Source organism: Aliivibrio sp. S4MY1, assembly GCF_028765545.1.
Classification (GTDB): domain Bacteria; phylum Pseudomonadota; class Gammaproteobacteria; order Enterobacterales; family Vibrionaceae; genus Aliivibrio.
Map to the genome: position 1 here is coordinate 65,665 of NZ_JARACP010000006.1, position 19,916 is coordinate 85,580.

The 19,916-nt window shown below is 38.9% G+C and carries 15 protein-coding genes; 13 read left to right on the plus strand and 2 right to left on the minus strand.

All coding sequences use genetic code 11. From position 1 onward, the window contains the following. The first annotated feature begins 212 nt into the window (after positions 1-212). The 10 genes from sdhC to PVK71_RS08260 all read left to right on the plus strand — a co-directional run bounded on the left by sdhC (position 213) and on the right by PVK71_RS08260 (position 11,722). A complete protein-coding gene (gene sdhC / locus PVK71_RS08215) occupies positions 213-608 on the plus strand; it encodes a succinate dehydrogenase cytochrome b556 subunit (protein WP_207215661.1) in 396 nt (131 codons plus the stop codon). Continuing rightward, positions 602-949 (plus strand): succinate dehydrogenase, hydrophobic membrane anchor protein, encoded by a 348-nt coding sequence (sdhD, locus tag PVK71_RS08220; protein ID WP_274417933.1) that lies wholly within the window; start codon positions 602-604, stop codon positions 947-949. The genes sdhC and sdhD overlap by 7 nt, the downstream gene beginning before the upstream one ends. Then, positions 949-2,715, plus strand: coding sequence for a succinate dehydrogenase flavoprotein subunit (gene sdhA / locus PVK71_RS08225; protein ID WP_274417934.1), 1,767 nt, complete (start codon positions 949-951; stop codon positions 2,713-2,715). Before sdhD ends, sdhA begins: the two co-directional genes overlap by 1 nt. A gap of 14 nt (positions 2,716-2,729) precedes the next feature. Beyond that, positions 2,730-3,443: a succinate dehydrogenase iron-sulfur subunit gene (locus tag PVK71_RS08230; protein WP_274417935.1), complete on the plus strand. Its 714-nt coding sequence runs from the start codon at positions 2,730-2,732 to the stop codon at positions 3,441-3,443. Positions 3,444-3,553: 110 nt separating this feature from the next. Continuing rightward, a complete protein-coding gene (sucA, locus tag PVK71_RS08235; RefSeq protein ID WP_274417937.1) occupies positions 3,554-6,370 on the plus strand; it encodes a 2-oxoglutarate dehydrogenase E1 component in 2,817 nt (938 codons plus the stop codon). A 19-nt stretch (positions 6,371-6,389) separates the two neighbouring features. Continuing rightward, positions 6,390-7,601: a 2-oxoglutarate dehydrogenase complex dihydrolipoyllysine-residue succinyltransferase gene (gene odhB / locus PVK71_RS08240; protein WP_274417938.1), complete on the plus strand. Its 1,212-nt coding sequence runs from the start codon at positions 6,390-6,392 to the stop codon at positions 7,599-7,601. 152 nt (positions 7,602-7,753) lie between these two features. After that, positions 7,754-8,920 carry an ADP-forming succinate--CoA ligase subunit beta gene (sucC, locus tag PVK71_RS08245; RefSeq protein WP_122035636.1) on the plus strand — a complete coding sequence of 389 codons (1,167 nt, stop codon included), beginning with the start codon at positions 7,754-7,756 and terminating at the stop codon, positions 8,918-8,920. After that, entirely contained in the window at positions 8,920-9,792 is an 873-nt protein-coding gene (gene sucD, locus PVK71_RS08250; protein ID WP_274417941.1) for a succinate--CoA ligase subunit alpha, read from the plus strand. The genes sucC and sucD overlap by 1 nt, the downstream gene beginning before the upstream one ends. A 320-nt stretch (positions 9,793-10,112) precedes the next feature. Further along, complete coding sequence (locus PVK71_RS08255) at positions 10,113-10,553, plus strand: cache domain-containing protein (protein WP_274417942.1); 441 nt, start codon at positions 10,113-10,115, stop codon at positions 10,551-10,553. Between the two features lie 8 nt (positions 10,554-10,561). Beyond that, a complete protein-coding gene (locus PVK71_RS08260; protein ID WP_274417943.1) occupies positions 10,562-11,722 on the plus strand; it encodes a methyl-accepting chemotaxis protein in 1,161 nt (386 codons plus the stop codon). 237 nt (positions 11,723-11,959) lie between these two features. On the opposite strand, the gene znuB is transcribed toward PVK71_RS08260, so the two are convergent. Both znuB and znuC read right to left on the minus strand, forming a co-directional pair. Then, positions 11,960-12,745 carry a zinc ABC transporter permease subunit ZnuB gene (gene znuB / locus PVK71_RS08265; protein ID WP_274417944.1) on the minus strand — a complete coding sequence of 262 codons (786 nt, stop codon included), beginning with the start codon at positions 12,743-12,745 and terminating at the stop codon, positions 11,960-11,962. Then, the gene (znuC, locus tag PVK71_RS08270) at positions 12,742-13,512 is read right to left on the minus strand and encodes a zinc ABC transporter ATP-binding protein ZnuC (RefSeq protein ID WP_274417945.1); all 771 of its coding nucleotides are present in this window, start codon (positions 13,510-13,512) and stop codon (positions 12,742-12,744) included. The genes znuB and znuC overlap by 4 nt, the downstream gene beginning before the upstream one ends. An 89-nt stretch (positions 13,513-13,601) precedes the next feature. On the opposite strand from znuC, the gene znuA reads away from it, so the two are divergent. The 3 genes from znuA (at position 13,602) to PVK71_RS08285 (ending at position 19,415) form a co-directional block, all read left to right on the plus strand. Then, the gene (znuA, locus tag PVK71_RS08275) at positions 13,602-14,495 is read left to right on the plus strand and encodes a zinc ABC transporter substrate-binding protein ZnuA (RefSeq protein ID WP_274417946.1); all 894 of its coding nucleotides are present in this window, start codon (positions 13,602-13,604) and stop codon (positions 14,493-14,495) included. Next, positions 14,492-15,832: a murein DD-endopeptidase MepM gene (gene mepM / locus PVK71_RS08280; protein ID WP_274418112.1), complete on the plus strand. Its 1,341-nt coding sequence runs from the start codon at positions 14,492-14,494 to the stop codon at positions 15,830-15,832. Before znuA ends, mepM begins: the two co-directional genes overlap by 4 nt. 178 nt (positions 15,833-16,010) lie before the next feature. Next, on the plus strand, positions 16,011-19,415 hold the full coding sequence (locus tag PVK71_RS08285; RefSeq protein ID WP_274417947.1) for an AraC family transcriptional regulator: 3,405 nt from the start codon (positions 16,011-16,013) through the stop codon (positions 19,413-19,415). The last annotated feature ends 501 nt before the right edge of the window (positions 19,416-19,916 follow it).

Sequence of the window (19,916 nt, forward strand, 5' to 3'; positions counted from 1 at the left end):
GATGTTTCACATCGTATACTGCGGCAGAGTTTCTGGTCTGTCCCTTATTTTATATAGGGTTAGCGTGATTTGCATCTACTTATAAATAGAGTGCGGTTTAGTAATTAAGCAGCATAAAGAGATGTCGCTCACAATGAAAGTTACGAAAATGTTAAATTTTCATGGTTTTTGATAGATCAGAGGTATCTATAACAATAAAATGCTCAATGGAGCTGAGTGAGCCCCTTGTGAAAGTTAAAAAGTCAAGACCTGTCAACCTAGATCTACAAACGATCCGTTTTCCTATAACGGCTATCGCCTCAATTGTGCACCGTGTAAGTGGTGTGATTACTTTTGTTTCTGTTGGAATATTGCTTTGGTTGCTCAACCTATCGCTTTCTTCTCCTATTGGATTCGCACAAGCTGCTGATTATATCGATGGCTTTTTTGTGACATTCATTATGTGGGGAATTCTAACAGCCCTTGCTTACCATATTGTGGTAGGTGTTCGTCACTTATTGATGGACATGGGATATTTTGAAGAGCTTGAGTCTGGTACTCAAAGTGCCAAGGTTGCGTTTGCAATTACGGCTGTATTATCTCTTTTAGCAGGAGTATTGGTATGGTAGCTAACGTATCTTCATTTGGTCGTAATGGCGTACACGATTTTATATTAATTCGTGCTAGTGCGATTATCCTAACCCTCTACACCCTATATATTGTTGGCTTCTGTGCTTTTGGCCCAGATCTAACTTACCTACCATGGACAAACTTCTTTGGCAGTTTATTCACGAAAGTATTTACGATGCTTGCTCTTTTTTCAATCTTGATTCATGCATGGATTGGTTTATGGCAAGTACTGACTGATTATATTAAACCTGTTATGTTGCGTGCTCTGCTTCAGCTTGGTTTAGTATCAGTATTATTAGGATATTTCTTCTCTGGTTTAATTATTGTGTGGGGTGTGTAGTGAGTATTCCTATTAGAGAGTTTGATGCCGTTGTAATCGGTGCTGGTGGTGCAGGTATGCGAGCTGCATTGCAAATTTCAGAACAAGGCCTATCGTGTGCTTTGTTATCAAAAGTATTTCCAACTCGTTCTCACACCGTGTCTGCACAAGGTGGTATTACCGTTGCTCTTGGTAATGCACACGAGGATCACTGGGAACAACATATGTATGACACAGTTAAGGGCTCTGATTATATTGGAGACCAAGATGCGATCGAATACATGTGTAAGAATGGTCCAGAATCGGTTATTGAATTAGAAAAAATGGGTTTGCCTTTTTCTCGTTTTGAAAATGGAACAATTTATCAACGCCCATTTGGTGGTCAGTCTAAGAATTTTGGTGGTGAACAAGCTGCACGAACGGCAGCAGCAGCGGACCGTACTGGCCACGCGCTTCTTCATACGCTTTATCAGCAAAATATTAAGCATAAGACGACGATCTTTTCTGAGTGGTATGCACTTGATTTGGTAAAAAATGAAGACGGTGCAATTTTAGGCTGTACTGCGCTTTGTATGGAAACGGGTGAAGTTTGTTACTTTAAATCTAAAGCAACAATTCTTGCTACTGGTGGAGCGGGTCGTATTTACGCATCAACAACGAACGCACACATCAATACTGGTGATGGCGTAGGCATGGCGATTCGTGCTGGTGTTCCAATGCAAGATATTGAAATGTGGCAGTTCCACCCAACTGGTATTGCAGGTGCAGGTGTACTTGTAACGGAAGGTTGTCGTGGTGAAGGTGGCTACCTATTAAATAAAGATGGTGAGCGCTTCATGGAGCGTTACGCACCAAATGCGAAAGACTTAGCGGGTCGTGATGTTGTTGCTCGTTCAATGATGGTTGAAATTCGTGAAGGTCGTGGTTGTGATGGTCCTTGGGGGCCACACATTAAATTGAAATTGGATCACCTAGGTAAAGAGACGCTTGAATCACGCCTACCGGGTGTATGTGAATTGTCTCGTACCTTTGCTCATGTCGATCCAGTTAAAGAGCCTATCCCAGTAATCCCAACCTGTCATTACATGATGGGTGGTGTACCAACACAAGTTTCTGGTCAAGCGATTAAGCAAAATGAGAACGGTATAGATGTAGAAGTTCAAGGCCTGTTTGCTTGTGGTGAAATCGCATCAGTATCTGTTCATGGTGCAAACCGTTTAGGTGGCAACTCACTGCTTGATTTAGTGGTGTTTGGTCGTGCAACTGGACTTCACCTAGGTGAAACTCTGAAGAAACAAGCAGAAGCTAAACCAGCAACTGAAGCAGATATTGAAGCATCACTTGATCGTTATAATCGTTGGGAAAATAGTACCGGTGGTGAAGATCCAGTTCAAATTCGTAAAGACTTACAGCAATGTATGCAAAACAACTTCTCGGTATTCCGTGAAGGTGACGCAATGGCAAAAGGCCTTGAAGAGCTTAAAGTGATTCGTGAGCGTCTAAAAAATGCTTATCTTGCCGATAAATCAACAGAGTTTAATACGCAGCGTATTGAGTGTTTAGAACTTGAAAACTTAATGGAAACGGCATTCGCGACAGCGGTAGCAGCAAACTATCGTACAGAGAGCCGCGGTGCGCATGCTCGATTTGACTTCCCTGAACGTGATGATGCGAATTGGCTATGTCACTCAGTGTATAACCCTGAGACAGAGTCAATGAGTAAACGTGGTGTAAACATGGAGCCAATCCATCGTGAAGCATTCCCACCTAAAGCACGTACGTACTAAAAGAGGGCAGAAAGATGAAATTAAGTTTTTCAATCTACCGTTACAACCCTGATGTAGATAATGCGCCTCATATGAAGGCGTACACATTAGAAGTGGATGAAGGCTCTGATATGATGGTGCTTGATGCACTTATCTTATTAAAAGAGCAAGATCCTACGTTATCATTCCGTCGTTCATGCCGCGAAGGCGTATGTGGCTCTGATGGTTTGAATATGAATGGTAAGAATGGATTAGCGTGTATTACTCCATTATCTGAATTAACAGGTAAGGGTGATATTGTTATTCGTCCATTACCTGGTTTACCTGTAGTTCGTGATTTGATCGTCGATATGGCGCAGTTCTACGTGAATTACGAAAAAGTAAAACCATTCTTAATCAGTGATGGTGCAACGCCACCTTCAAGAGAAAACTTACAATCACCAGAAGAACGTGAACATTTAGATGGTTTATATGAATGTATCATGTGCGCATGTTGTACTACATCATGTCCATCATTTTGGTGGAATCCTGACAAGTTCATCGGACCAGCAGGGCTTCTTGCGGCTTATCGTTGGTTAATTGATAGTCGTGATACTGCGACAAATGAACGTTTGTCTAATTTAGACGATGCTTTCAGTGTTTTTCGTTGCCATGGCATAATGAATTGTGTAAGTGTATGTCCTAAAGGGTTAAACCCAACAAAAGCAATTGGTCATATTAAGACCATGTTATTGAAAAAAGCGGTATAACTATTATTCCTTCAACTTTACGCATTGGTTTATTCAAGCGTAAGTTGAGGCTTATAAGCCCGGCACAAAAGACCGGGATAGACGTGAAACTACTGGATTAAGGGAAAATAATGCAGAATAGCGTGATGAAGGCATGGTTTGAGTCTTCACATTTAGCTGGCGCTAATGCAACGTACGTAGAAGATCTCTACGAACTCTATCTCAGTGACCCGGAAATCGTTAGCGATGAATGGAGAGATGTTTTTGATACGCTTCCAGTTGAAAGTACTGGCGCATCAGAACAAGCCCATTCCCCTGTACGAGAATATTTCCGCCGTCTTGCGAAAGAAACAAAGCAAGTTAGTGCTCAAGTTAATGATCCAGATGTAGATGCTAAGCAAGTAAGAGTATTGCAATTAATTAATGCGTACCGTTTCCGTGGTCACCAAAATGCGAATTTAGACCCATTAGCATTACAGCAACATGAATATGTGGCAGAACTAGAGCCAGAATTTCATAACCTTACCGAAGACGATTTTGAAGAGACGTTTAATGTAGGTTCTTTTGCTTCAGGGCAAGAGACAATGAAACTGTCTGATCTGTATGAAGCACTACGTGGCACTTATTGTGGCTCTGTTGGTGCTGAATATATGCATATCACCAATACAGAAGAAAAACGTTGGATTCAGCAACGCTTAGAGTCTGTTGCAGGCAAACCAACTTTTACTGCTCAAGAAAAGCTGACTTTTCTTGAAGAGTTAACGGCTGCCGAAGGGCTAGAACGATACCTAGGCGCTAAATTCCCAGGAGCTAAGCGATTCTCATTGGAAGGTGGCGATGCCATGGTTCCTATGGTGAAAGAAATTATTCGTCGTGCGGGTGAAAATGGTGGTCGTGAGGTCGTCATTGGTATGGCTCACCGTGGCCGATTGAACATGCTTATCAACGTTCTTGGGAAGAAGCCTCAAGATTTATTTGATGAGTTTGCTGGTAAGCATGGCGAATCATGGGGAACTGGGGATGTTAAATATCACCAGGGCTTCTCTTCAGATTTTGCAACGGCAGGTGGTAATGTTCATTTAGCATTAGCATTTAACCCATCTCACCTAGAGATTGTTAACCCTGTTGTTATTGGTTCTGTCCGTGCTCGTCAAGACCGCCTAAATGATACGGCGGGCGATAAAGTGATCCCAATTACTATTCACGGTGACTCAGCAATTGCTGGTCAGGGTGTAGTTGCTGAAACATTCAATATGTCTCAAGCTCGAGCATTCCAAGTGGGTGGTACGGTTCGAATTGTTATTAATAACCAAGTGGGTTTCACAACATCAAATCCAAAAGATACACGCTCGACTCAATATTGTACTGATATTGCAAAAATGGTTCAGGCGCCAATATTTCACGTGAATGCTGATGATCCAGAAGCGGTTGCTTTCGTAACTCGTATCGCTCTTGATTATCGTAATGAGTTTAAACGTGATGTGGTGATTGATTTAGTGTGTTACCGCCGTCATGGTCACAATGAAGCTGATGAGCCAAATGCTACACAGCCTTTGATGTACCAAAAAATCAAAAAGCATCCAACACCTCGTAAGATTTATGCAGATATGTTGGTAGCACGCCAAGAACTTGAGTTAGAAACAACCACACAATTGATCAATGAGTATCGCGATGCGCTTGATCATGGTGAAGTGGTAGTGAAAGAGTGGCGACCAATGCAGCTACATAATGTGGATTGGACACCGTTCATCGGTCATGACTGGAATATGGAATGGGCGAGTGAATTCGATAAAACACGTCTAGTTGAGCTTGGTCAACGTGTTTGCCAATATCCAGAAAGTCACAAATTACACAGCCGTGTAAATAAAATGTGTAATGACCGTATTTCGATGGTTTCTGGTGAAAAATCTATAGATTGGGGTATGGCTGAAACATTAGCTTATGCAACTCTGGTCGATGAAGGTAAGCGCATTCGTATTACCGGTCAAGATTCTGGTCGTGGTACATTCTTTCATCGTCATGCTGTTCTTCATAACCAATCAGATGCGAGTACTTACGTACCATTAGCTAATATTCATGATAACCAAGGCCCATTTGAAGTTCATGATTCAGTACTTTCAGAAGCTGCAGTTCTTGCTTTTGAATATGGTTATGCAACCGCTGAGCCGGGTGGCTTAACTATTTGGGAAGCCCAGTTTGGTGATTTTGCTAACTGTGCACAAGTGGTTATTGACCAATTTATCTCATCAGGAGAGCAAAAGTGGGGCAGAATGTGTGGCCTTACTATGTTGCTACCTCATGGTTATGAAGGTCAAGGGCCTGAGCACTCATCAGCTCGACTTGAGCGTTTCTTACAAATGTGTGCTGAGCAAAATATGCAAGTGGTGGTTCCATCAACGCCTGCTCAGGTATATCACATGTTACGACGTCAAGTTGTTCGTCCAATGCGTCGTCCATTGATAGTAATGTCGCCAAAATCACTATTGCGTCATCCTTTGTGCACCTCATCACTTGAAGAGCTTGCAGAGGGTAACTTCCTGTCAGCAATTCCAGAGATTGATGCCTTGGAACCAGCACAAGTGAAACGCGTCGTATTCTGTTCAGGTAAGGTGTATTTTGACTTGTTAGAACAACGTCGCCTAAATGAACAAACGAATGTCGCTATTGTACGTATTGAACAGCTTTACCCCTTCCCTAAAGAAGACGTAGAAGCTGCAATTGCACAATATACCAATGTAGAAGATTATGTTTGGTGTCAAGAAGAACCGCAAAACCAAGGTGCTTGGTACTCAAGTCAACATAACTTCCGTTCGGCGTTACCTGATGGTGCCATTTTACATTATGCAGGACGTCCAGCGTCTGCCTCTCCGGCAGTAGGCTATATGTCGGTGCACGTGAAACAACAAAAAGCGTTAGTTGAAGACGCTCTGACCCTAGATAAGAACTAGAAAGTATAGGAAAACGGATATGACAATCGAAATTCTGGTTCCAGATTTACCTGAATCTGTAGCAGACGCTACTGTAGCAACATGGCATAAACAACCTGGTGATGCAGTTGAGCGTGACGAAATACTTGTAGACATTGAAACAGATAAAGTGGTTCTTGAAGTACCAGCACCTGAAGCTGGTGTATTAGAAGCGATTTTAGAAGATGATGGTGCAACGGTTCTTTCTAAGCAATTAATTGCACGCCTTAAACCAGGTGTTGTGGTTGGAGAGCCAACAAAAGACGTAGCAACGGATACTGAATCATCACCAGATAAGCGTCATACTGCTTCTTTATCAGAAGAAAGTAATGATGCACTAAGCCCAGCAGTTCGTCGTCTACTAGGCGAGCATGATATTGCGTCATCTGATGTGAAGGGTACGGGGGTTGGTGGTCGCATTACACGTGAAGACGTTGATGCACATATTGCTGCATTGAAAACAACACCAAAAGCCGAAAAAGCAGCGGAAGCACCCGCAGAAGCATTAGCACACCGTAGCCAAAAACGCGTACCTATGACACGTCTTCGTAAGACGGTAGCAAAACGTCTACTTGAAGCGAAAAACAACACAGCGATGCTAACAACATTTAATGAAGTAAACATGAAACCAATCATGGAACTTCGTAAGCAATATCAAGAGCAATTTGAAAAACGTCATGGCACACGTTTAGGCTTCATGTCTTTCTATGTGAAAGCCGTAACTGAAGCGCTCAAGCGTTATCCTGAAGTAAATGCGTCAATTGATGGTGATGACATTGTTTATCATAACTACTTTGATATTAGCATGGCGGTTTCGACACCACGTGGCCTAGTAACTCCAGTACTAAAAGACTGTGATGCACTTGGTTTTGCTGATATTGAAAAAGGTATTAAAGAGCTTGCAATCAAAGGCCGTGATGGAAAATTAGCGGTTGAAGATTTAATGGGTGGTAACTTTACTATCACTAATGGTGGAGTGTTTGGTTCATTAATGTCTACTCCAATTATTAACCCGCCACAAGCTGCAATTCTAGGTATGCATAAAATCCAAGACCGCCCAATGGCTGTTGATGGAAAGGTAGAAATTTTACCAATGATGTACCTTGCTTTATCTTATGACCACCGTTTAATCGATGGTCGTGAATCAGTTGGTTTCCTTGTAACTATTAAAGAGTTACTTGAAGATCCTGCTCGTTTACTACTAGACGTTTAATCGTAAACTTTTAGTTATAAACAAAGGCTGCCATGCTCACGGCAGCCTCTTATTCAACTTCATTATTGGATAAAAATAGAAAGATGCCTTAGAGCGTCTTAGGACATTAAAAATTCCTATTTAAGGGAATAACATAAAATGGATAGAACATAATGAACTTACATGAATATCAAGCAAAACAACTTTTTGCTGAATATGGCCTTCCTGTACCTGAAGGCTATGCATGCGATACTGCTCAAGAAGCCTTTGAAGCTGCTGGACGAATCAGTACAGCGAAGAAAGTAGTAAAGTGTCAAGTACACGCCGGTGGCCGTGGTAAAGCAGGTGGTGTTGAACTGCATGATACAAAAGAAGGTGTTAAAGAATTCGCACAAAAGTGGCTAGGTAAAAATTTAGTGACTTTCCAAACGGATGCTAACGGACAACCAGTAACTAAAGTTTTGGTTGAAGAAGCATCAAATATTGCAAACGAATTATATTTAGGTGCGGTTGTTGACCGTGCTACGCGTCGTATCGTTTTCATGGCATCTACTGAAGGTGGTGTGGATATCGAGAAGATTGCTGAAGAAACACCAGAGTTAATTCACCAAGCAGCGATTGACCCATTAGTAGGTCCTCAAGCTTTCCAGGGTCGTGAATTAGCATTTAAGCTTGGCCTTGAAGGCGATCAAATTAAGCAATTTGTTAAGATCTTTTTAGGTCTTGGTAATATGTTCGCTGAGTACGACTTAGCTCTACTGGAAATTAACCCTCTTGTTGTGACAGCAGAAGGCAATCTTCTGTGCCTAGATGGGAAAATTAACATTGATTCAAATGCTATGTACCGTCAACCAAAACTGCGTGAAATGCATGATCCATCTCAAGAAGATGAGCGCGAAGCACATGCGGCACAGTGGGAACTAAACTACGTTGCTCTAGATGGCAGCATTGGTTGTATGGTTAACGGTGCTGGTCTTGCTATGGGCACAATGGACATCGTAAACCTACACGGTGGTCAACCTGCTAACTTCCTTGATGTTGGTGGCGGTGCAACAAAAGAGCGTGTAACAGAAGCGTTTAAAATTATTTTATCAGACAGTAATGTTAAAGCCGTTCTAGTAAACATCTTTGGTGGTATTGTACGTTGTGACCTAATTGCAGATGGCATTATCGGTGCTGTTGAAGAAGTGGGTGTAGAAGTTCCTGTTGTTGTTCGTCTTGAAGGTAACAACGCACCATTAGGTTCACAAAAACTGGCTGAAAGTGGCCTAAATATCATTGCGGCTACTTCATTAACGGAAGCCGCTGAAAAAGTTGTTGCTGCTGCGGAGGGCAAATAATGTCTGTACTAATTAATAAAGATACAAAAGTTATCTGCCAAGGATTCACCGGTGGTCAAGGTACATTCCACTCAGAGCAAGCACTTGATTACGGGACAAAAATGGTTGGTGGCGTATCACCAGGTAAGGGCGGTCAAGTCCATCTTGGTCTTCCTGTATTTAACACCGTTCGGGATGCTGTAGAAGCAACTGGCGCAACGGCTTCTGTTATTTATGTACCTGCGCCTTTCTGTAAAGACGCAATCCTTGAAGCAATTGATGCGGGCATTAAGCTTATCGTAACGATTACAGAAGGCATTCCAACACTTGATCTGCTTGACGTTAAAGTTCGTCTAGATGCTGAAGGCGTAGTAATGATTGGTCCTAACTGTCCGGGTGTTATCACTCCTGATGAATGTAAGATTGGTATCATGCCTGGTCACATTCATAAGAAAGGTAAAGTAGGTATAGTATCTCGCTCAGGTACATTGACTTATGAAGCCGTTAAGCAAACAACGGATGAAGGTTTTGGCCAATCAACGTGTGTTGGTATTGGTGGTGATCCTATCCCGGGTTCAAACTTTATCGATATCTTAAAGTTATTCCAAGAAGATCCAGAAACTGAAGCAATTGTGATGATTGGTGAGATCGGCGGAACAGCGGAAGAAGAAGCAGCTGAGTTTATTAAGCACAATGTTACAAAACCAGTTGTATCTTACATTGCGGGTGTTACTGCTCCTCCTGGTAAGCGTATGGGCCATGCCGGTGCAATTATTTCTGGTGGTAAAGGTACGGCTGAAGATAAGTTTGCAGCCCTAGAAGAAGCAGGCGTTAAAACAGTAAAAAGTCTTGCTGATATAGGTAAAGCACTGCGCGAAGTGACTGATTGGTAATAAGTTAAACCAATACATGAATAACTCAAAAGCCATTTATAGAAATATGAATGGTTTTTTTGTATTTGTTACTTATGGAAACATTTCCTTACAAATATAATGGGCGAAACAAGTATAAGTAATAATCAATCCTCTGATAAGATTTGGCGCTTTTCTTTCTCAGGATACATTCCATACCTATCTAAATAAGTATATGATTTGTTAAATAATCAAGTCACTTATTCAGAACCGTATAACAAAACTCAAAGAATGAATAGCATTTAATATCAAGTTCAATATTGGTATAAATTATTATTAGTTATTTAAATTTGAGAACACATATGCACCTTAATACTACAACTAAGTATGTCATTATTTATCTGATTTTTTCTGCTGCAATGTTTGGGTCTATTATTATGGGCGCATACAACGTTAGGTATACGTTAGAAACAAATAACGTAACAAGGTTAGAAAACTTACTCACAAACGCTAAAAATACAATAGCGACTTTAGAGCAGAAAGTGGTGACAGGTGAGTTGGATGAAAGTAAAGCAAAGAGACTAGCCAGCGAATTAATGCAAAGTTATGCGTACTCAGATAATGAATATATTTGGATGACGGATGAAAATCTAGTCTTTTTAGCTGCACCTTTAGATCCTCAAATTATCGGTCAGTCGTTTGAAAGTATTGTCAGTCATGAGGCAAAAAGTCATATTCTTAGTAACCTTACTGTAGCAGGCAGGTTATTACCTACTCTTGGTTTACAACACGAGAGAACATAACTACAGAAGTGAAATCTATAGCAGTTAAAACCAAGCATTGGAATTGGTATTTAGGTAGTGGTGTTCAAGAGAAAAAAGTAAATGATACTTTTAAAGCTTTTCTTTTTGAGGGTTTAGTCATAGGTTTCATTGTTAATTTATTTATTGGTTTTGTTATGTTTTTTGCGGTACGAAAATATAATAAAACATTAGGTAATGATCCTGAGATTATTTTAAATGTTATTGATCGTATTTCTCGTGGCGATTTAACACACATCAATGTAACAAGTGATCGCCATATTGGGATTTATGGGCGTATTCTTGAAATGGCGCAAAACATTAAAGAACTTGTGACCGATATTAATAAGTTAACTCTTGAGTTAAGTGAATCATCTCATCATTTATCTTCGTCTGCGCATACAATGAATATCAGTATGAAAGCTCAAATGGATCAATTAGGGCAAGCGGCTGTAGCGACAGACCAAATTGTGGTTAGTGTTGATGAAGTAACTAAAAGTGCGATTCAGGCTTCTGATTCGGCCTTAGAAGTTAATCAAACTTCAAGCCATTGCATTGATACTATTGGGAATATGAATAGTGATATGCAAACATTAGCGGTTAATATTCAAGATGTTTCATTAGTTATTGGGAACCTACAAGCTAAAACCGAGAACATAGGCAGTATATTAGATGTGATCCGTAGCATTGCAGATCAAACTAATTTGCTAGCCTTAAACGCAGCGATTGAAGCAGCAAGAGCTGGAGAGAGTGGAAGAGGTTTTGCCGTTGTTGCGGATGAAGTGAGATTGCTTGCGAGTAGAACTCAAGACAGTACCGCACAAATATCGACTATGATTGCAGAATTGCAAGATGAAGCGGTAAAATCAGTAACCTTGATACAAAGTAATTCGGATGATGCTCATCAAATTGCAGAGAAGACGGTAGATACCCAACACACCGTCAGTTCTATTTTTGAGTCTGTTGCGATTATTCAAACAATGAATAGCCAAATTTCAGCGTCAGCAGAAGAGCAACTAACGGCAACATCGAGCGTAAACCAATTAATTTCAGAAATTAATATTGTTGCAAAAGGAAACGCATCAGATGTTGATGCGACAGAAAAAGAATCGGAGCGCTTAGGTAAAATGGCTGATAATTTAACGACAATAGTAAGTCGATTTAAACTCTAAGAAAGTTAAATAAAAGCAATACGAACCATATCGTATTGCTTTTGTTTTTTTATGATGTTATACCGTTTTGGATAAGTAGTTGTTCAGATAATTGCGTAGAAAAAATCGATTAGAGCAAGGCATAAATTACAGTAACTAGTGGTTCTAATTACACCTAATTTTTGCAATAGAAAGGTATAACGCAGATATAGTCGATTTTAACAAGCAAGAATGATCAAATATTTATGTAGATTGGTATTAGCTATGCGCTTTCTTTAATTGGCTTAGCATAAATATAGCAGCCCCAGAAACGACAATAGAAGGCCCAGCAGGTGTATCATAATGCCAAGATAACGCTAAACCAACCATTACCGCGATACAACCAAAGATAGAGGCAAGGACTACCATTTGCTCTGGAGAGCTGGAAAAACGACGAGCAGTCGCTGCTGGAATAATAAGTAAAGACGTAATAATTAATGCACCGACAAACTTCATCGAAATCGCAATCACCAAACCAACCATTAACATTAGGACTAAACGCATTAGTTCCACATTAATGCCTTCGACCTGAGCTAATTCTTCGCTGATTGTTGATGAAAGTAATGGACGCCATACTAAAAGTATTAAGCCAAGAACAATAAACACACCAGTATAAATATAGATTAAATCATCGTAAGTGACTGCCAGCAAATCCCCGAACAAATAAGACATTAAATCGACTCGAACATTATCTAAAAAACTAACCGCAACTAAGCCTAATGAAAGTGAACTATGAGCCAATATTCCGAGTAATGTATCGGTTGCCACTAAGCGTTGTTTTTGTAAGGTAACTAATAACAAAGCAATAGCAACACAACAAACGACTAAAGCTAGGTTTAAATTAATATCAAACAGAAAACCAAGAGATAAACCGAGTAGAGAGGCATGAGCTAACGTATCACCAAAATAAGCCATTTTTCGCCATACAACGAAAGAGCCTAAAGGGCCAGCAAGTAATGCAATGCCTAAACCTGCTAACAGTGCAGGAAGTAAAAATTCAATCATGACGAAGCCTTTTTGTTTTTACTGCAGCATGATCCATCGGCAGGTTCACCGGATAGATTATGATCATGATGGTGGTTATGATGATAAAACGCCAATTGTTGATCACGTTGTTGACCAAATAATGCAATGTATTTTGGATGCTTAGAAATTGATTCTGGAGCTCCTGAACAACAGATATGATGTTGAAGGCAAATAACCTCATCTGTTTTTGCCATAACCAGATGCAAATCATGTGACACCATAAATACCGCACAATTAAAGCGATGACGGATAGATTCAATTAAAGCATACAGGCTAATTTGCCCTTGAACATCAACACCTTGAGCTGGTTCATCAAGAACAAGAAGATCAGGACGTTGTAATAATGCTCTTGCTAACAATACGCGTTGAGATTCACCACCAGATAACTTGTGCATGTTTGAATGAAGTAGATGTTCAGCCTCGACTAATTTTAAGGCATCAAGATGCTCTTGTTGGCTGTATTTTCCTGCTAATTTTAAGAAACCATTGACCGTTAAAGGTAAAGAGTCATTTAAATGTAGTTTTTGAGGAACGTAACCAATACGCAGCTTTTTATTGCGATTTATTGTTCCACTAGTCGGTTTTTGTAGACCAAGAATTGTTTTTACTAACGTAGACTTTCCTGCACCATTAGGGCCTATAAGAGTAATAATCTTGTTTGGTTCGATAGTTAAAGAAACATTATCGATCACATGGCGACCATCGAAGACCACACAAACATCTTGTAAATTGAGTAAAGAAGTCATTTTTTAAATAAGAGTCGTTTGCAATTAGTAAGTGTTATAATGTAACATTTTAGAATTCCAATCGCTATCACATTTTTTAAGAGAAGCAAATGAGAAGAAATATTCAAGTAACCTTGCTGTGTATGTTTACCTTTTTGAGTGGAACGGCACAAGCCACGACAGTATTATCGTCAGTAAAGCCAATTAATCTCATTGTTCAGGAATTAACGAATGGTATTTCTGAGTCTTCTTATCTTGTACCAAGTGGAGCATCTCCGCATGATTATGCCTTGCGTCCATCGGATATTAAGAAAGTTAAGCAAGCAGACGTTGTCGTTTGGTATGGGAATGACTTAGAGCCCTTTTTAAGCAAAATCATCGCAGATAAAAAAAATGTCATCACGATCAGTGAATTTCCTTCAGTAGATTTTCATCATTTTGATGAACATGGGGAGGAGGGGCATTCGCATAAAGATGGTCATTATCATAGTACCGACCCACATTTTTGGTTAGGTCCAAAAGAGTCTTTAGGTGTCGCAAAAGGGATAACTCATCAATTGATCAAAATTGATCCATTGAATAAAGATCGATATGAGTCTAACCTTACAGCCTTTGAAAGTAAGTTAGCACAGGCTGTGGAAACTATTTCAAGTCAATTAAAGCCAGTGCAAGACAAAGGTTATTTTGTTTTTCATGATGCATATGGTTATTTTGAACGTTATTTTGGAATGAATAACTTGGGGCACTTTACGGTGAGTCCGGATAGAAAACCGGGTGCAAAGTCTTTGATTAAAATAAAAAAATCGCTTTTAAATCAACAAGCAGTATGTGTTTTTTCTGAACCTCAGTTTGAGCCAGCAATAGTAACTACTATTACAAGAGGAACAGAAGTTAATAAGGGAGAGCTTGATCCCCTAGCCATACAGCAGCCAGATGAAATGGGAGCATATTTTATATTTTTATCAACCATAAGTAATGAGTTATCACGTTGTTTAAGTCAATAAAATATAAAGAAATAGTTACAACAAGATTGAGCACGCTATCTAAAAGACATAAATTCGCTTTATTGTCGTTATCATTGTTTACTTGTGCCATTTTGATTTGGGAGCCAACACATAATCTACACAGCGTCTCTTCAGAACAAATTAGAGGTGAGGTTAAGTTATCTAGTGAGAATCTGCAGACATTAGCCGATCAAAACAGTGAGCCCGTAGGGACTATTTTTGAACCTGATGATCCTGACTTTAATGCACCAAAAGATGAATTAGATCAGCAAATAGATGCTCAAGATATTGTTCATTCACACACTGTTGCGTCTGGAGAAACTCTAGGAGAGATCTTTAATCAATATGCATTGCCTATATCTGATATGTATGCATTGCTTACTGTAAATAAATCGGCAGCAAACATGCGTGTTGGCGTAGATTTAGAGTGGCAGCAAGATGAAAATGGCAAACTTATAGAGTTACAAATCCATCGAAATATTAAAGACACCGATGTGTATTCTTGGACCGATGGTAAATACAGTTTTACTCAAAAGGAAGAGAAAGGAGAGATTAAGCCAGTTTTTCTTTCTGGTCGAGTAACCAGTAACTTTTATAATTCTGCGCGTTCAGCAGGGCTTACTCCAGGGCAAATTCAAACATTAGCAAAACAGCTTCAATGGAAGTTTGATTTTGGGAAAGAAGCTCGAAAAGGGGATAAATTTGCGGTTGAAATTAATAAAGAGTTTATTGATGGTAAAGCCGTATCCTCAGGTGATGTAGAAGCGGTCTTGTATCAAAATGGTTCTCGAGAAATTACGCTGATTAAACACATTGATGGGAATTATTATGATGTGCAAGGACGCAGTTTAAACCGTGCTTTAGAACGCTATCCCACACATCAACGTTTTAGAATTAGTTCATCATTTAATCCGTATCGTAAACATCCAGTGACAGGGAGAGTTTCGCCACATAATGGTACTGACTTTGCCGCCCCTGTGGGCACATCAGTGTATGCCAGCGGAGATGGTGTTGTGGTAAGAGCACTACATCATCCATTGGCAGGTAACTATGTTGTTATTAAACATGGGCGCGAATACATGACGCGTTATCTTCACCTAAGTAAAATATTAGTGAAGAAAGGGCAAAAAGTATCCATGGGTGACAAAATTGCATTGAGTGGTAATACTGGCCGCTCGACTGGACCACATTTACATTATGAACTGATTAAAAATGGTCGTGCAGTGAACTCAATGAAAGTCCCGCTGCCTCAAGCATCACCAGTAAAAGAGTCTGAGAGAGCGAAATTTAAGCAACAGGCGAGATTGACGATTGATGCTTTGCGAGATCAAGTCTAAGTAACCATATTAACCAGTAAAGCCCTTTCTATTTAAAAGAATAGAAAGGGCTTTTTTGTTGGGCCTTACTTAGCAGTAATAGATTCTACGAATTAATGAATCACTTAGTATTCATTGCTATATAGAAAGAGTTTTCCTATCATGTTGATACTTTTTCTTTATACCCCAAGGCGAGTAGATGCTTTTATTCAGAATACTTATTTTAAGTATTTTCCTTTCTTTCTCTACTTACTCTTTATCTCGTTCAGATAATACTATTTTTTACCCAATGCCAATTCATAGTGATGGTCAGTATATTACAGCTCAGCAACTGTTTCTTCGCGATGATGGAGCATTATGGATGTACGATGTATATGGCCAGCTTCATCTATTTGATGGACAAAATATATTTACGTTAGGGGAAAAGTCAGACAAGACATTGCCTCGGCGAATTTCATTTTTTGATCAAAAATTTTGGTTCATTAAAGAGAATAAAATACAGTCATGGTCTGAAAGTAGTGGTTTTACAAACGAGGCCGCTTTACCTCAAGATTTTAATTTTCGAACCTTAAACCAAGAATATGGAGCTTTTTGGGGGAGCGATGCAGATCGTTTCTTTATCTATGAACCTGATACTCAGGAAGTTTATACATCAGAGATTAACAATTCAAACAGCAGTGTAATTGTTGATGCAATAGAAATTACAGGAGCCATTCAATTTGACAAAAGGTGGTTAGTTTCTACTTCTGCAGGAATATTTGAGTTTAACCTGCTTACAGAGAGCTTTACTCCGTTGCTTTTAGGGCAATATATTGATGCTATATTTTATTCTCAAGAGAAAAAACAGATAATTTTAGGCGCTCATAACAGCGTTTGGATAACAGAAATAAAAGGCGAATCATTAGAAGTCATTAAAAAAGTACCTACAGAGTTATCATTATTGTCTTTTGCTGAAACAACTAATAATTGGTGGTTTGGAACAGAGCAAGGCTTGTATAAGTGGAATATGAACAATGAGCATTTAGAGTATTTTAAAGCGGTAGTCCGTGATGACTATTCACTAGAGGGAAATAAAATATATGCGCTAGTTGCAGATAAAAATAATGGGCTTTGGATAGCAACAGATAATGGTGTGAGCTATTACTCTGAGAGTACACAGTTGTTCCCGCGAGTTCGATATAAAGAAGCAAATGGCCAATTAGATATTAATGAAATCACATCTATATTGCAGAGTGATAATAGCGAGTCTTGGGTTGGCTCATTATCTGGTTTATATTTATTGAATAGTCAAAGTCCTCAATTACCTATTGCTCAAATTATGTCTAAGCCTATTAATGCCATTTCTTCAGATGACATAAATATTTGGGTTGCGACAAAATCTGGTGTTTATCAGGTAGATCGTAAAACCAAATTGATAACAAGACCTTCCTCACTTAAAAGTGTTAACCATCGGAACATTAGTCACATACTTAAAGATTCTACAGGCATTTTATGGTTTTCTAGTGAAAACGGTTTATATAAGTTTAATACAAAAACCCAGCAGTTACTTAACTTGGGTTTTTCTTGGGTTGTTGAACAAAAATATTTAACTCATATAACTCACCTTTATGAGAATAAAAGCGGTTTAATATCTGTGGGTACAAATGTAGGGCTTTATCATTACGATAATGGGGCACTTATCTTTGATTACGCCTATACAAGAGCCGGTAGTATTATTGATATGTCTGATACCGAGTATGATAATACTTGGATTGTCAGTAACTATGGCTTGCAAATAAGAGATAAAAAAGGAATACGAGAAGATGTGGCACTTTCGGCCGAATATACGACGCCACATTGCGTAATGCCAACAAGTAATGGGGTTTGGTTGTCCTCAAGTAAAGGGCTGACTTTATACACACATCAAGGGCGAATAATTAAACATTTCGGGAGTCAGATAGGGTTAATTGATAATGAATTGTTGCCTGATCTATGTTCGATATCTACAGATGGAAACATGATGTTTGCTAGTAAAGATGGCGTAATATTTACGAACGAACTAGCTTTACTTGAGTATCAAATTGCGAAACCAAAGGTAGTACTTGGGAAGATTAACGTTGATCATAGAACAGTCAGTTACGGGGCTGATAAAGAACTAACATCGCCTCTTCCTTATGGCTCTAATATTTCATTTATTTTTGGGATACTTCCTGAATTTCAAAATACGTCACTTTCTTATCAATTAGTCGGAGGGACTGATGATCAGTGGCAAGATTTCGATGGTAATTCACTTATTTTTGATTCATTAAACTCAGGTAAATATACATTACGTATCAAGCCTCGTAATAATGGGCAGAGAAGCAGTAATGTTACTGAGTTTCAGTTCTATGTTGAAGTCCCTTGGTTTTTTGCTCCTTGGTTTATCGTACTAGTGCTTTCTTTATTAGTATTCACTGTTATTGGTATTTATTCTTGGCGTTCTAAAGAGATAAAGAAGAGCAATGAGAGATTGAAAAAAAGCGTAGAAATTAAAACCCAGCAGTTGAGTAATCAAGGCAAAGTTCTGGTTTCTAGTAACCGCCAACTACAAAAGTTACTTACTGTAAGGCAGCATGTTATTTCTGAAATTTCAGAGCAAGCTCAGCTACCAATTAAAGACATTCAAGTCGATCTACAGAAAAAGGGCTCATTAATAAATCTTGCTTTAGCTAATCAGTGTGAATACAGCTTAGCCTTATTAAAGCAGCTTTCTCATATAGAACCGCTAGATTTACGGCAGAAAAATATGCGAACTAATCAAGAACTGTCTTTATTACTAAGAGCTGTATCTAAAGGGTGGAAAGAAGAGTTCCAATCTAAAGGAGTCGTTCTTGAATTAGAAGATAACTCAAAATCTTGTTCAATATATGTTCAGCCTCTGCTGATCGACGCCATTTTTAATAATGTACTTTTAAGTTTATTAAAGAGAAGCGAATGTGGAGAGAAGGTTAATATTCGTATTGAATCTGATGATGTACGAGTAACGATTTACTTTATTAGTGTCGGACAATGTATTCCAGAACATGAGCTTGATGAATTAAAGAGGGTTGATTTAACTCAAGCAATTGAAATGTTTAATCAGGCAGTAGGTTTAGTATCGGTTAAACAATTAACCGTACAGAATGGCGGTCATTTTGAAATTGTAAAAAACACAGATAAAGATAATGAAATATTATTATCGTGGCCAATAGCGCTAGATATGTTAGTTGATAAAAAACTTAATGAATGTGTCGATACAAAGAGTAATGAGTTAAAGAATGTTAACCAAGAATGGTTAATTAGTGTGTATACAGTTGTTGAAGGCAATTACTCTAACCCTGCATTTGGAACCAGGTTAGTTGCAAAAGCATTATTTATCTCAGAGCGAAACTTCCAACGTAAATTTAAGCAGCTCACTCAGCGCTCGTTTATGGAATATCTGATTGACGTTAAGTTAGAAAAAGCTTGTGAGTTATTAATTTCAGGTAGTAAAGTTGCGGATGCAGCATTTGATTCTGGTTTTAATGACCCTTCGTATTTTAGTAAGCGATTCAAGCGACATTATGGTTTATCTCCCACGCAATTCGTTAGTGAGAATGAGGAGTGATGTAAACCATATTAGCTAGCATTATTAATGCTATAGATTAGATTTTTCGACTTATAGCTTAAAAATATGAATTGTAAGTAAGGTGCTGATAATTTATAGGATTATGAATTTAAAGAAGAGAAAAAAAGATCGCGACGTAGCCGGGGGGACTACGTCGCGGGCACCAATGATGCCTTCGCTTGCTGCCGAAGTAATAAGATAAATCTCATTACCTCTATTAGAATAAAAGTTTGAGAAGTTTCCCTCTCGATGTAGAAACTATACGTCGGCTTTCTTTTTTTACATATCAAAATAACGACAATCTACAGGTATAAATCCGCCATCAATTTAAGTTCTAGGTAAGCGGTTGAAATTTAATGTTTTTTGTTTTCTGTCGGTTTTGTTTCTATCCTTGCATTATTTTGACGTTGTTTTTTGCTTGAGGTTTTTGACGTAATTGACGTTGCCTTGGAAACGGTATCACAAAAGATATTTTCCGCATATAAAGTTTGAAATTATAGG